This window comes from Candidatus Methylacidithermus pantelleriae (genome assembly GCF_905250085.1).
GTDB classification, from domain to species: Bacteria; Verrucomicrobiota; Verrucomicrobiia; order Methylacidiphilales; family Methylacidiphilaceae; genus Methylacidithermus; species Methylacidithermus pantelleriae.
The window spans coordinates 56906-71696 of record NZ_CAJNOB010000034.1 but is presented as its reverse complement, the minus strand read 5'-3'; the positions used below and the strand labels follow the sequence as shown (position 1 = coordinate 71696).

10 protein-coding genes are annotated in these 14791 nt (G+C 55.5%); 3 read left to right on the top strand and 7 right to left on the bottom strand.

Features of this window, described 5'->3' with window-relative positions; all coding sequences use genetic code 11:
* Window positions 1–622 precede the first annotated feature (622 nt).
* The 3 genes from KK925_RS07700 (at window position 623) to gltB (ending at window position 7962) form a co-directional block, all read left to right on the top strand.
* On the top strand, window positions 623–2194 hold the full coding sequence (locus KK925_RS07700) for an Hsp70 family protein (protein WP_174582206.1): 1572 nt from the start codon (window positions 623–625) through the stop codon (window positions 2192–2194).
* 79 nt (window positions 2195–2273) lie between these two features.
* Window positions 2274–3389, top strand: coding sequence for a hypothetical protein (locus KK925_RS07695; RefSeq protein WP_214096411.1), 1116 nt, complete (start codon window positions 2274–2276; stop codon window positions 3387–3389).
* A 43-nt stretch (window positions 3390–3432) separates the two neighbouring features.
* Window positions 3433–7962: a glutamate synthase large subunit gene (gene gltB / locus KK925_RS07690; protein ID WP_236027887.1), complete on the top strand. Its 4530-nt coding sequence runs from the start codon at window positions 3433–3435 to the stop codon at window positions 7960–7962.
* Window positions 7963–7974: 12 nt separating this feature from the next.
* Here gltB and KK925_RS07685 read toward each other — a convergent pair whose 3' ends face one another.
* From KK925_RS07685 to hisF, 7 genes are all read right to left on the bottom strand, one after another.
* The gene (locus KK925_RS07685; RefSeq protein WP_174582204.1) at window positions 7975–8373 is read right to left on the bottom strand and encodes a dUTPase; all 399 of its coding nucleotides are present in this window, start codon (window positions 8371–8373) and stop codon (window positions 7975–7977) included.
* Window positions 8370–8846, bottom strand: coding sequence for a thiol-disulfide oxidoreductase DCC family protein (locus tag KK925_RS07680; RefSeq protein ID WP_214096410.1), 477 nt, complete (start codon window positions 8844–8846; stop codon window positions 8370–8372). Before KK925_RS07680 ends, KK925_RS07685 begins: the two co-directional genes overlap by 4 nt.
* Before the next feature lie 193 nt (window positions 8847–9039).
* On the bottom strand, window positions 9040–10203 hold the full coding sequence (locus tag KK925_RS07675) for a hypothetical protein (RefSeq protein ID WP_214096409.1): 1164 nt from the start codon (window positions 10201–10203) through the stop codon (window positions 9040–9042).
* Entirely contained in the window at window positions 10170–10973 is an 804-nt protein-coding gene (locus KK925_RS07670; protein WP_174582201.1) for a polysaccharide deacetylase family protein, read from the bottom strand. The genes KK925_RS07675 and KK925_RS07670 overlap by 34 nt, the downstream gene beginning before the upstream one ends.
* Window positions 10918–11703: a glycosyltransferase gene (locus KK925_RS07665; protein WP_174582200.1), complete on the bottom strand. Its 786-nt coding sequence runs from the start codon at window positions 11701–11703 to the stop codon at window positions 10918–10920. The genes KK925_RS07670 and KK925_RS07665 overlap by 56 nt, the downstream gene beginning before the upstream one ends.
* Window positions 11704–11766: 63 nt before the next feature.
* A complete protein-coding gene (gene lexA, locus KK925_RS07660; protein WP_174582199.1) occupies window positions 11767–12420 on the bottom strand; it encodes a transcriptional repressor LexA in 654 nt (217 codons plus the stop codon).
* Between the two features lie 210 nt (window positions 12421–12630).
* Complete coding sequence (gene hisF / locus KK925_RS07655; protein ID WP_174582198.1) at window positions 12631–13401, bottom strand: imidazole glycerol phosphate synthase subunit HisF; 771 nt, start codon at window positions 13399–13401, stop codon at window positions 12631–12633.
* Window positions 13402–14791: the final 1390 nt, after the last annotated feature.

Genomic DNA, 14791 nt, shown 5'->3' with positions numbered 1-14791 from the left:
TCAAAGAAGGAGTTCCAGGCTTTGCCCAGGCTTTGATGGAGCGTTACAAGGATTTTTGAACCGGTAACCTTATTCCATGACGAGTACACCTGGGATTGCTACGCAAGCTTGCTGCGTATAGCGGAAGACGACATGGAAGAACACGAGGCTTCCGCAAGCCTGCAAGAGGGAATGCGGAGAAGATTTTTGCAGATATCTTCTTTTCTTTCAAGGCGGGTTGGGGCCCGTTCCCTCCCTCTCTTTAGACACGCAGGCGGTGAGGGAAAACGGAACAGAGGTGAACCATCTTTTCCTTTTGGGGTGGGGTGTTTTCCCAAAGGCCAGGGAGAAGAAAAAGTTTGATAAGCCAGTGCCCGGTTCTTTGGCCTAGGGCATTTTCGGTTCACCGGAACACTCCCACGCGCTTGATCGTTCCGTCAGCATGAGTTTTTGGGGGTTCTCCCGGGGTTCTCGGAATGCATCTCTTCTTTCAGCTGGCCCGATTGGAAAGCAAAAGTTGCCAAATACCCGAAGGGATTTCTCTCCTTGCACCAGCCGCTTCTCGTCTTCAGTGTAAACGCAAGGCTCTCTTTTCTGGCCATGGGAGAGCTTTTTGGGGCAAGTTTGGGAAGCGACCATTTTTATGGACCGGAAGGCTAAACGCAGTGAAGAAGTAACGGGGACGATCCGGCTGGGGATTGATTTTGGAACGACCCGGATCGTCACTGCCTGGGCTGACCGGGGCAACTACCCCATTGTTTCCCTGGAGGGAGAAGAAGGAAGCCAAGCCTTCCCCTATTTCCCGTCGCTTGTGGCCATCCGCGGGAAAGAGCGACTCTTTGGCCACCAGGCTTGGCGAGCTCAGGCGTCACCAGAGTGGAAACTTCTGCGATCGCTGAAACGTCTATTGGCCCATGCCTCTCCGGATACCGAAATAGACCTTGGGTCCGAGAGAGTTCCGCTTTTTTCGGTTCTGGTCGAAATGGCCCAGGAACTTCGGCGCCGCCTGTGTCTCAGTCTCGGCCCAGAAATCGAACACGAAACGCTTCAAATCATGCTCGGGGTTCCGGCCCATGCGGGTACAAACCAGCGGTTTTTTACGGCCGAAGCTTTCCGGCTAGCGGGTTTTGATGTCTTAGGCCTCGTGAACGAACCTACGGCAGCCAGCTTGGAGTTTGCCCAATGGCGTAAAACTCGCAAGCAAAGCCCCGCAAAAATCCTTGTTTACGATTTGGGTGGGGGAACGTTTGATGCCTCGTTGGTCGAGGCAGGAGGGGAGGAACACAAGATTCTTGCTTCAGAAGGAATTGCCGAGCTAGGAGGAGATGATTTTGACCGGATCCTAGCGGAGCTTTCCCTAGAAGAAGCCAAACCCGGACCGATTGGCTGGGAGGAACTGGATGTTCAGGAAAGATTTCTTTTGCTAGAAGAGTGTCGCCAGAAAAAGGAAGCTCTCACACCCTATAGTCGAAAGATTGTTGTGGACCTTGGAAACGTACGAGGGGGTTGGCCACTGGTTTCCGTGAGTGTGGAAGAGTATTACCGCCGTTGCTCTCCCCTGATTGAAAAAACGCTGGAGCTGGCCGACCGGCTCCTCGAGGAATCGTTGGTGGAAGGGGTTCTAGAAGCCCTCTACGTCACGGGAGGAGGCAGTGAGCTGCCGCTTGTTCAACGGAAACTACGGGAAGCTTTTGGTCGAAAGGTGCGTCGCAGTGCCTATGCCCGAACCGCTACAGCTGTCGGGCTTGCGATTGCTGCTGAAACGATGAGCGAATATCGCCTACGAGAACGTTTCCATCGTTACTTTGGTGTATGGCGCGAAGGGGAAGAAGGAAAGGTGATTACTTTTGACACGCTTTTCCCCAAAGGGCTAGAGCTTCCCCTGCCTGGGGACCCTCCGGTGCGGCTGGTTCGGCGTTACCGGGCAGTTCATAACGTGGGCCGGTTTCGATTCTTGGAATGCAACCAGCTGGGTCCTGACCAGCTCCCGGTGGGAGACGTGCTTCTATGGGACGAGCTCACATTTCCCTTCGATCCAGCGTTCGCCAATGAAAAGGACCTGGCTAACGTCCCGGTACGACGGCTGGAGGGATGTTCCTGGGAAATCGAAGAACGTTACGCGTGTGATTCGACCGGGACGGTCGAGGTCACGATTTCCAATGTAACCACAGGACATCGGAAGAGGTATCTTCTGGGGAGATGGGCAAGGGACTAACGAGGTTACGGATCCCGGCACTAGAAGGTTTCTCGATCAAGCCCCTGGGGATGAAGCGCTGGTACGAGCAAGCACGTTGGTGCCCATCGGGCAAAGGGATACCCGTCGGACTCATGGGTTGGCCGAGGAATCGCAACAGAAGGGTGAGAGAAGAAAGAAGGGACCCCGAGCCCATTCCTTCGATCCATCCGCCAAGCGATTGGCGCTTGCGGAGACCAAACCAAAAGGCAAGGCATCCTTTGTGTGGCTCATGGGCTGGCTTTCGCCCTTTTCCCTAGCTCGATCTTCCCTGCCCTTCTACGGCTGGGTAGGTTTAGCGGTCGTCGCCGGGGCAGAAATTTTGCTTTGGACCAAAACGGAGCCCATCTACACCTTCTTTACGCCTACGGTCTGGACCGGGTACATCCTCTGGGCCGATTCCGTCGTTCGATCGCGCAAGAGGGCCTCTTTGCTCTCCACCCGGCGCGCGGAAGCCATCTTTATGGCGGTGTGGTCCATCGTGGTGTGGCTCGTTTTTGAAGCCTACAACCTGAGACTCAAAAACTGGTATTACGTGGGTCTACCCCTTCACCGGTTTTGGGAAATCACGGGCTACCTCTGGGCCTTTGCGACCATTCTTCCAGCAATCTTAGAAACCGAAGAACTCTTAGAGGTTTGCAAGCTATGTGTCGATGTTCCCGTACGGCCGGTCCGGGTGACTCGGGTTCAGAGACGATCCTACTTCGCTACCGGCGGGGCACTCCTTCTTCTACCCCTAGTCGTCCCAGAGAGATTGGCTCGCTATCTTTTTGGATTGGTATGGATCGGGTTTATCTTTCTCTGCGAACCCATTCTTTACGAGCTTAAAGCACCAGGGATTCTTTCGGACTGGGAACAGGGGCAAGCCGCCCGGCACTGCCGGCTTTTGCTTGCTGGAGCCCTTTGCGGGTTTCTGTGGGAGTTTTGGAATTTCTGGGCAGGGGCCAAGTGGCACTATACTCTTCCTCCCCCCTTCGACCGAGGACCAAGGATTTTTGAAATGCCCTGGCTTGGCTTTTTGGGTTTCCTGCCCTTTGGGGTAGAATGCTTTTGTCTCTACCAATTCGGTTGGACTCTTTGGTCACGCTTGCAGAAATCCTTGCTTTTTCCTTCCGAAAAAGGGAGGTTGGCTACATTGCCTCCCAAAAACGGAGCCCCAAAGGAGCCCAGGCATTAGAATTGCTACAATCTTGTTGCAGAAAGGTGTTCCTGTGAGCATCATGCCTGCTATGCCTCCTCGTTGGAAAAGCTCCCTGCTTGTTCCACCGGATGGTCTCCCGGAACCTAAGGACTCCTGTGGGGTCGGGTTTGTGGCGAACATCTCCGGCGAAAAATCCTCCCGAATCCTGCAGGTTGCTCTGTCGTGTGTTTGCGCGCTTTCCCACCGGGGAGCCATGGATGCAGATGCCAAAACAGGGGATGGAGCGGGAGTGTTAACCCAGATTCCCCACGACCTATTCCGCAAGGAAGTCGAAGCTTTGGGGTATCGCCTCTACCAAGACGAGGATCTTGGGGTGGGCTTTTGCTTCCTGCCCCCTCATGACGCCTACGTGCAGGCACACTGCCGGAAACTGATTGCTCAAGCGATTGAGAGGCGAGGTCTTTTCCTCTTTGGCTGGCGCAAAGTTCCTGTCCGGCGCCACGTCTTGGGAGACAAGGCTTTAGCCACTTGTCCCGAAATGGAGCAGGTGCTCATCGGCCGTCCCGAGGATGGGGTCGACACGGACGAATACGAGCGAAGGCTTTACTTGTGTCGGCGCGAGATTGAACAGCGAGCCCAAGAGGAAGGCTTAACGGAGCTCTACCTCCCTTCCTTTTCCAGCCGGACCCTTGTGTACAAGGGGCTCATGGTTTCCCCGCAACTCGATAAGTTTTATTGCGACTTGCGAGACCCGGCCTATAAGACGGCCTTGGCCATCTATCACCAGCGTTACTCCACCAACACGTTTCCTTCTTGGGCACTGGCCCAACCCTTCCGCATGGTGGCTCATAACGGCGAGATTAATACGATCTTAGGGAACCGGCTCTGGACGATGGCACGAGAAAGTCAACTGGAAGCAACCCGCTGGGGAGATGAGAGCCGGTGGCTACGGCCGATCCTTCAAGGAGGGGGGAGTGACTCGGCCCATGTGGATAACGTGGTCGAGCTATTAACCCTGTCAGGTCGAGAACTACCTCATGCGGTTCTTATGATGGTGCCTCCAGCCTGGCAGGCGGAAGTGGATCTGAGTGGAGAGGAACGCGGTTTTTACGAGTACCACGAAGCGATCATGGAAGCTTGGGACGGACCTGCGGCGCTTGTCTGGAGCGACGGGCGCTTCGTAGGGGCTTGCTTGGATCGGAATGGTCTTCGGCCTGCCCGGTTTAAGATTACAGTGGATGGGATGGTCCTTTTGGGGTCCGAGGTAGGGATTGGGGGAGTAGATCCAGAGGAGGTCATCGAATCGGGTCGCTTGGGACCTGGAGAGATCCTCGCCATTGACTGCCACACGGGTCGACTCTGGAGGAGTCGGGAACTCAAAGAGCGTTATGCCAGACGTCGTCCCTATGCCAGTTGGGTCCAAAGCCAGCAACGGAAACTCAAAAGCCAAGCAAGTCTCGGGGAAGAAGGGATCACAACCGGGGATCTGGTAACGGAACAGCTTGCCTTTGGGTACAACGAGGAAGAGCTTAAACTCATCCTTAAGCCCATGGCCGAAAAGGGAGAAGAACCGGTGGGTTCCATGGGCGATGACGCTCCCCTGGCCGTTCTCTCTTCCCAACCGCGGCTTCTCTACTGGTACTTCCGGCAACTCTTTGCCCAGGTTACCAATCCTCCGATTGATCCTATCCGGGAAAAGCTTGTCATGTCGCTTTCCATGCGGTGTGGCTGCCGGGCCAATTGGCTCGAAGAGGGTCCGGAGCACGCCCGGCTTTTGTACTTAGCGGGGCCGCTTTTGACCAACGCGGAACTGGCAGAAATCAAACAATGGGATGAGCCGGGTTTCCGGAGCCAAGTTCTTTCGTGCCTCTTTCCGGTGTCCGAAGGCCCGAAAGGGCTCCGCCATCGTCTCGAAGCTCTTCGGAAAGAAGCGGAGAAGGCCGTACGGGCGGGGACGACGTTTCTTATCCTAAGCGACCGGGGAGTGACAGCGGACGAAGCCCCTATTCCCATGCTTTTGGCCGTAGGAGCCATCCATCATCATCTGATCCGAGCAGGGCTTCGCATGGAAGCAAGCCTTCTTTGCGAAACAGGCGAATGCTGGGATGTTCACCATTTTGCTTGCCTGATCGGTTTCGGAGCCTCCGCGGTCAACCCTTACTTGGCGCTGGCGACCCTTGTGGATCTTTACCAAAAGGGGCAGCTTTCGGTCTCGAACCGGGAAAGCCTCCTTAGAAACTACCGGAACGCACTGGAGAAGGGACTCTTAAAGATTCTGTCGAAAATGGGCATTTCAACCCTTGAGAGTTATCACGGCGCCCAGATTTTTGAAGCGGTCGCAATTCACCCGGAGGTTGTTGAGGAGTGTTTTCGTGGGGTTGCCAGCCAGATCGGGGGGTTACACTACGAAGACATCGCCGTGGAAACGCTGCGACGCCACAAGAACGCTTTTGGGGAAACGAAAAAACTTCCCGACCCCGGCGTCTATCGCTACCGAAGAGAAGGGGAGCGCCATGCGATTACCCCGCCGGTTCTCCAAGCGCTCCACACCTTTCTGGGATTTAAAGGAGAAGACAAGGCTGGGCGGTGGGAGGATTACCTGCGCTATTCGCAGGCCATTAGCGAAAGTAGGCCGCTTTCGCTGCGTCACTGTCTTGCGATCCGGCCTGGCAAACCCATTCCCCTGGAAGAGGTCGAACCGGTCGAGGAAATCCGGAAGCGTTTTACAACAGCCGGGATGTCCCTGGGCGCTCTTTCGCCAGAGGCCCATGAAACGCTGGCCATCGCCATGAATCGTATCGGGGCCAAATCCAATTCCGGAGAAGGGGGAGAGGCCAGGGCACGCTTTTTCCCCCTAGAAAATGGCGATTCGAAAAATAGCGCGATCAAGCAGGTAGCCTCGGGGCGCTTCGGTGTCACCGCAGAGTACCTAGCCAGCGCCGAGGAAATCGAAATTAAGATGGCGCAGGGTTCCAAGCCCGGAGAGGGAGGACAACTACCCGGTCACAAAGTCAATGCCCTTATCGCCCGGCTACGTCATAGTACGCCCGGAGTTGCGCTTATTTCCCCCCCTCCCCATCACGACATTTATTCCATCGAAGATCTGGCCCAGCTAATCTATGACCTTAAACAGGTAAACCCGCGTGCTAGGGTCTGCGTCAAACTTGTTTCCGAAGCGGGGGTGGGAACCATTGCTGCAGGCGTGGCCAAAGCCCACGCAGACGTGATTTTGATCAGCGGGCATGATGGGGGAACAGGTGCTTCTCCGCTCTCGTCCATCAAATACGCGGGGACTCCATGGGAACTGGGGCTTGCAGAAACACAGTATGTTCTTCTGGCCAATGGGCTTCGTGAGAGAGTCACCCTGCGTGTCGACGGGGGCATCCGGACGGGGTGGGACATTGTCCTAGCGGCCATTCTAGGCGCAGAAGAGTTTAACTTTGGGACGATGGCCCTTATTGCTCTTGGTTGCGTCTACGTGCGGCAGTGTCATCTCAACACCTGCCCGACCGGGATTGCAACCCAGGATGAAAAGCTGCGTGCCAAATTCCGAGGCAAACCCGAAGGTGTTATCCGCTACGTGACGGCGGTCGCCGAGGAAGTGAGGCAGATCTTGGCCTCCATGGGTGTTCGGACGCTAAACGAAATCATTGGCCGGACGGAATGGCTGGAACAACAAATGATTCCAGGGCACCCCAAGGCAAACACCCTGGAGCTTAAGCGACTTTTGGTGACGGCCCCCGTGGATGAAACGGTACCGAGATACCACACCTGGGAAAGGAATAATCGAAAGGAAGATCGCCCGCTGGATGACGTGATTCTTCAAGATGCGAAAACAGCTCTCCAAACGCAACGGCCCATCCGCCTGGAATATCGGGTGCAGAATACCCAGCGAAGTATTGGGACCAAACTTTCCGGTGAAATTGCGTTCCGGTATGGAGACCAGGGACTGCCGGAAGGGACCATCCAGCTTTACCTGGTCGGAAGTGCTGGTCAAAGCCTAGGGGCTTTCCTTGTTCAGGGTGTTGAGATTGTGCTTGAAGGGGAGGCCAACGATTATGTGGGCAAGGGAATGAGCGGGGGCCGAATCGTTCTACGTCCCTGGAACAATAGTCCCTTCGTGCCTGAGGAAAATTGGATTTGTGGGAACACGGTCCTCTACGGAGCAACCGGTGGGTCGTTTTTTGCTCGAGGGCGCGCTGGAGAGCGATTTGCTGTACGCAATAGTGGTGCGATCGCGGTAATCGAAGGGATTGGAGATCATGGATGCGAATACATGACAGGGGGAACCGTTGTGGTTTTGGGACGGACCGGTAAGAATTTCGCTGCAGGCATGACGGGGGGAATCGCCTACGTGTTGGACGAAGAGGAGACGTTTCCGGCTCGTTGCAATCGCGATACGGTTGGACTGGAACGGATTGCGGGGGAGGAAGAAGGCAAGCGCCTGGCTGGTCTTGTCTACCAGCACCTGGAATACACGGAAAGTGCAACGGCCCGGAGAATTCTCAAGGAGTGGGACCGCTATCTTCCCCTTTTCTGGAAGGTGGTTCCCCATCCTCCAGCTGCAGTCGGGCAACCCCAAGTCGAGGTGGCCAAGGCTCGTCCCTAGACTCCCCTGACTTTAGACCGATTCGCAGTCCTGGGGATCTTTTTCCCGATAGCCACGCTCCTGCCGCTCGCAATTAATCTGGTGTTTCCGGCGATAGACCTCAAAAAGCTCCTCCGAAGTCATCCCCAGAACCTGAGCCGCCGACACAAGAAAATGTAGTAGATCGACCAGCTCTACCTGAGCATTCTGTGCGTTAAACGTCTGGTAACGAGCCCACCACTTCCAGGGAACGCAATCGGTGAGCTCAGCGACTTCCTGGCTCATCGCGCGTGCGTAGTTCAGTAACCACTCGATTTTGCCACTCTCATCGAGTTTCTCTGTGTCCACCCCAATCCGGAGATTTAATTCCCTCTGCAGCCGGAAAATTTCATCCAGTTTGTCCGCCATGGTTCCAAGACGGGTTTCCGTCATGTTTGCCTCTCCCTTACCCTTCCCCCAGGAGAGAGAAGCCCCGCGCAAGGATCGCCGGAAGTGCTCTCCTCCACAAACCTTTTCTTTTCCTGAGGCGTCAATGCTCGACACCACCCCTGGTTGGAAAAAAGGGAGTACCGCCTCTGTGCCGTCTTTTCGTATAGCCAATTCCACACCCATTGGGGAGAGCTCCGGATGCACCTAGCTACTATTCTCCAACCCGGAAACTCTTCCAAAACCCGCGCAACGGCCTGGGCTCGAACCAAGGGAGGACGATCGGGACGAGTAAGATCCACTACAACGAGTGAGTCCATTTCTTTGAGCCAAGGATAGTCCCGCGCAAGCTTTTCAAAGCAACGCCCCTGGAGGGTTGCAAATCGCACAATGCCGCTTCGATCCCTTTGGAGAACCCACTGGACCCACCGGTGACACAATCCACAGGTACCGTCATAGAAAACCAGAAGTCTTGGCATCTTTTCTCTCATCGCGAGCCATCCCCTAGAAACCTACAAGGACTGAGGCTTTGAGGAAACCTCCTTCCCTCTGCGGCTCTCCACTCCCAACCGTTTGACCCTTTTCGGGGAAACCCGGATTTTCCCGACCGTAGAAGGGCTCTCTTTGAGAGAGGAGACTCCATTTTTTCGGTAAGTGTTCTCAGGCCAGTGGCTAGTGCAAGGTTTCCTTTTTGTTCGAGCCCCCTGGGAACGACAAAAGGAAAGCAAGAGCAACAAGAGGTTTTAACCAGTTTCTCGCCAGGGGATACAGGCCAAGGCCGTAGCTTTCGATCCCCAGAAGAAGACAACCCAAACCCGTACAACAACCCTTTATCCTTTGGCCTTCTAGCGCTTCGTGGATCGCCCAAAAGGCCATGGGAACCGCTAGAATCACGTAACTATTCTCCTCGGTCCGCGGGTTCCATAACATGAGGTAGGTCGCCAAACTTCCTAGAATCCAGACGGGCCGAACTTGGGAACCTACATGCTTGTGGTGCCAAGTAATCAGGGCTAGGACAAAAGCCCCCATCACCATCGCAATCCGCATACCCAAAGATGGGCTTGGGAGTATCCCCAGTCGCCATAAAAGACTTCCCAGGTTAGCAAACTCTTCGGCACCTGGATGGGCAGCGGTCACCAAAACTTCCCCCACCCGAGCATATTCCCTGGCCACATACCCTGGGTCGGGATGCAGGAAAGGCAGCAGGAAAAAGACCGGAGCAAGCTTGAGCGCAGGAAGTCGTACGGAGGGGTAAAGAACAAAGGCAACGACGAGAGGGACCACTCCCAGAGGCTTGCAGGCGAGTCCCAGGTAAAACCAAAGGAGTGCCCGGAACGGATGCCCTTCTTCACAGTCGAGCCAGCCGTGCGTCCACAAACCCGCAAGCCACAGGTTGGTTTGACCGTTGCGAGCACTCGCTAGGGAGGCAGGGATGACGAGCAAAGAAAGAAATACCATACTTTTTGAATACTCAAGCCCGCGGATTCGGAGGGAAAGTCTGTGAAGGGCTCCAGCAAGAAGGCTAAGGCCTACCGCGCGCCAGAGGATTTCATCCCAGATCCACGGGCCCCAGAAAAACGGCGTGAAAAGCCAGACAGCCTGGGGAAGGTAAAGAAACCCATGGGGGCCATGAGGATAGACCTCTTGACTGGCCCACCAGTGGGCCATTGCCCGGGCGTAGGTCGGGGTGACCGTGTGTTCCGTGGGGTTGGTAGCAACCAAAAGAGCGATGAGGAGAGTGTAAGAAATCCACAACCCCGCCGGTAGGGAAGGAAAAAAACGTGCAGGGGCAAGCGTGCGCGCTAGCCGAAGCGCTTTTGGCAAAATTCCCAGCATGTAACAAACCATCCTTCCCGTTTGAGTTTCCCAAGATACTCTGCCAGGCGCGAGACCAAGGCGTGACCCGAGGGAGACCGCACATAGACGGGAAGCATTCGGAAGCGCTCCAGAGGGGCAAATTCCCAGGGATGGAAGACAAGCAAAAGATATCCATCCTTACGCAGGGTGTACCGGGACAGCTCCCAATGGAACCAGAAGGGAGCGTTTTTAAATGCGAGCCAAAAAAACGGGTACCGTAGCCCAGGTGACACGGAAACCGGCAACTCGGGAAGACCACCATATCGAAAAGGCACCCGCGGAAATCGAAGGTAATTGTAGCGCCCGGGCAAAAGGATGGGATGGATGGAAGAATCGTAGCGATACCCGGCCGCTCGAAGAGCCTCCGGGCAAACCGGTTGGAACCGGGCACTTCGATACCCATAGACCGGCTCTCCGGCTAATTGTTCCAGATCCTGCCGTGAACGAGCCAAATCTTCCTGGACAAAGTGACGGTGGCAATACCCGTGGGAAGCAATTTCATGACCTAACCCTACCAGGCTTCGTCCCAGGCCCGGCTGCGAAGCCAAAAATCGAACCGTTGCAAAAAAGGTCACGGGGATCTCCAGTTGCCGAAAAACCTCTAGCAGAGCCTCCAAGCCCTGGCGGGACACGGCAAATTCCTCTTCCAGAGCGTGTCCGCCGAATTCCGAAAGGATTTCAAACTCCTCAAGATCAATACTGACAAGGATGTTTCGTCCGGTAACAGCCATTGCGATGGTTCCAGGCAATGCTTGCCAGCTCGCCCAACATGCGGAGGGAATCGCGAAAAACGCGGACGCGAGTGGAGTTGTACGAATGGGTTGGCAGAGTTGTTACGGGAAGCTCTCTGACACGGAACCCCAGGCACTGAGCGATCCAAAGGAGTTCGACATCCGCAGCAAACCCGTCCACGCGGCTTCGGGCAAAAACGGCCCTGGCAACCTCTTTCCGCATCGCTTTAAGCCCGGCCTGGGTATCTCGATAAGGAAGCCCCAACGTCACCCGGACCAAGGAATTAAATCCCCATCCAAGGATTTGCCGGATCCATGGGGCGTTCCTCGCCCCTTGAAACGGGCTGCCCCGAGAACCAATCACCAAATCGTAGCGGAGGAGCTCCTCGCGAAACCGCAGCAAAAGATCCAGCGGATACGCTAGATCCCCGTCGGTAAAGCAAAAATCAAGCTCGGGACGACTTGCGAATCCTTTTCGTATAGCATAACCCTTGCCCCGATGCTCTTCCAAAACAATCACTCGAATAAGCCCTTCCCCGTAAGCCTTTGCTAGAGCAAGCAATCGCTCTCCCGTGCCGTCGCAAGAACCGTCGTCTACAAAAGAAAATTCAAAACCGCAGTGATCATGGGCCCAGGCAAGCACGGTAAAAAAGCATTCTTCGACACGGGCCTTTTCATTGTAGATGGGAAGCACTACATGGAGCTCTTGCATTCCCTGTTCCCAAAATGGATCCAAGTTGATTACCATAGGCCAAAAACGGCTCGCAAAGGGAAGCAAAATGCGTCGATGACCAAAGGCCCTGGGCTTCTGTCAGGTTGAACAAAGACGGCGAATCACCGCAATAGCCACACCCTGAACCGCTAGCTCTTCGGCAGGTCGGAGCGCAGGATAGCTAGGGTTTTCGGAGGCTAACCAGTAACCGGCACCCCTCCGAACCAAACGCTTAAGCGTGCATTCCCCGTCAATGAGGGCCGCCACAATATCCCCCTCGTTTACCGGGCGCCGCTCAAAGATCACAATGTCACCATCCTGGATCCCAGCCCCCACCATGCTCTGGCCCCGGACCACAACGGCAAAGGCTCGCGTGGGGTCAGAGATGCCCAATGCGTGGGGATCTATCCCCAAAGTCTGCGGGGGATTCTCTGCGGAATTCCAGTCTGGCCATCCGGCAGGGATGCACTCGTAGAGCGGGATTTCCTCTCTGTTTTTCGACGCCAGCAGTTTGGTAGGAAAAATCCCACGAGCTTTGGGACGCCGCGTAATTGCACCGGCTCGTTCAAGCTTTTCCAGTACATAAGAGACCGCCCTCGGACTACGGTAGCCAAGATACCCTTGGATTTCTCGGATCGTGGGGGGACGCTGGTGAAGCGCCAAATATTCGTTGAGGAACGCGAGCACCTTCCCGGAGGGATCTGGCCTCTTGGCCCCCCTGTGAGAAGCAATTTCCTGGCTTCGATCCGTCACTGTCTTTCCCCCAGGAAACCAACAAAACCTTCTGCTGTCTCCGCTCTAGCTCGCCAGAGCTCGCAAAGGGTTGTGACTTCCGCCCTCTGGCCTGCACTTCCCCGAAACTTGGTCCCCTTTGAAAGGAAGCACACACGCATTTACTCAAAAACTCCCCTCTTCCGTTCTTCCATGGCAGGACAGCCAGGAAAGATCACGTGTTCGATTACTTTATCGGACTAGGATCCCATGCCCGCGCAAAAACGCTTTGATCTCCCCAACGGTATAAACCCCGCGGTGAAAAATTCCCGCTGCCAACGCCGCGTCTGCTCGTCCCACCTGAAACACGTCAAGAAAATCTTGCGGCTTGCCCGCCCCACCGCTAGCAACGACCGGCACCGGTACCGAGTCGGAAACCAGCCGCACGATTTCCAGGCTATAGCCCGAGCTCATTCCATCCGAATCGATGCTGTTAAGAACAATTTCCCCTGCTCCAAGCTCGACTGCCTCCTTGGCCCACGCCAACGCTTCCCAACACGTTTCCCTCCTTCCGCCGTGGCTATACACTTGCCAATGCCCATCGGCCGTCCTTCGAACGTCCATGGATACAACAATACACTGGGAACCGAACACGCTGGCTGCCTCGCGAATCAAACCTGGCGACTGGAGAGCCATCGTGTTCATGCTGACCTTGTCGGCCCCCGCCAGAAGGAGATCTCGAATGTCAGCAAGACTTCTCACCCCACCCCCGGCTGTCAGAGGAACGAAACATACATCGGCCGTTCTGGCCAGAATATCAAAGAAGGGACGGCGTCCTTCGGAACTAGCCGTGATATCGTAAAAGACGATTTCGTCCACGCCCTGCTGATCATAACGACGCGCAAGCTCGACCGGATCCCCGAGAAATTCTAGCTCACCCGCTTCTGCCTTTCCAAACTGCTTCCCTCGGGTGACCTGACCGGCATGAACATCCAAACAAGCAATGATCCTTTTAGCTAGCATGAGAAGTCTTTCTAACGGTCTAACCCATGCTATCATTCCCCTCCCAGATTCGCTAGAAAAACCCTCTCCCTATCGCTCTAGGCTTCCCATCCTTTCTCTTTGGTCAGCCAGCCAAATGCACAGGTCGTACGCGCCCTCGCCGGTCCTGTAAGGTCAAATTCTTTCGTCCTTGGAAAAAAGCAATGCCGGCCATAAGCATTTGCCTTGGTCTTTTCCCAGGCCCCGAACTACCCCGGGTAAGATCATGGGCTCTTTGGTCCTTTCTGTCCCGGAGTTCAAAAGAACTCACCCACTTCCGCTTGACACGACTGTTTCCCCCATTCGATCCACCTTCGCAGCCTTGCTCCCTGCCATCAGCCTAAACCACCCCCTGGGTAGACTCGGTAGGTGAAAATTGCGCCCCCCAAGTGCCGGTGGTAGAGCAAATGGGGCTAAGCCACCTTCCAATGCCCACTTTCACAGAAAGGCTGGGTATCGGGTCCTTTGGGTTCGTTGGCCCAAAAGACCAACCCTACTGTCTCATATACTTCCCCGGGACCACAAGGTCTTCTTCCCGAAGGATCCACGGCACGCGCCCGTCGAACGTATCGACTAAGCCATCAAAAAGCCATTCTTTGCGATGTTGCCTTTGAGTCGCTTGCCGGAAAATGGTACCAATCGAGCTAAAACCCGACGTGGTTCTTCGACGGGCTATAGCCGAGGGGAAAGTCCGGAACCCACGTGGCGCCTCTCTCCAACGAAGAGCCGGTCGGTTTGCGTCCCTGGCTCTGCGTTTTGCGTGGCTCCCTAGCCATCCTTCCAGCAATGGGGTAGACCGAGCAGGTTGGGAACGGAAAAAAAAAGATGCACCCTTAGCCGTCCTCCAGCGCTCCGTCGACAACCAAAAACCTCTATCCGGAGCGGCCGTCGGCCCTCCTTGGGTCCTTTTCCCACAAGCTCAAGGTCGCCGGGACAAGCGGCCCAGCCTAGCGATAGCCCGATCCCCGTCCCTGCTCAACGAGACAGCTTGGGTTACCCGTTGTGGACGATGCAGGCTCCTCCCACGCGCGCCAACGCTTGGGGTCCCGTGGCGACACCCCCAGGGCAAATCTGGGCCGCGCCACCTGGCAGTGACCCAACGACGACCACCCGGCCACGCTCTTGTACTAGACAAGCTGGTTCGCACCGAATGCCCGCACTCCAATAAACACGAGCAAGACCGAGATAGCCCGCATAGAGACTGGCAAAAAAGAGCGGCTCTGGCCGATGGCACACCCTTGGGCGTAACCCAATGGAAAGAGCTTGGGCAAAGTCGAATCCTCCGATCTGGGTTCTTTTTTACCAAAGAAAGGGCGACATTGGTTTTCTTGTTCCCCAAGAGTGATCGAGAGACCATGGTCCCTACCGAGAT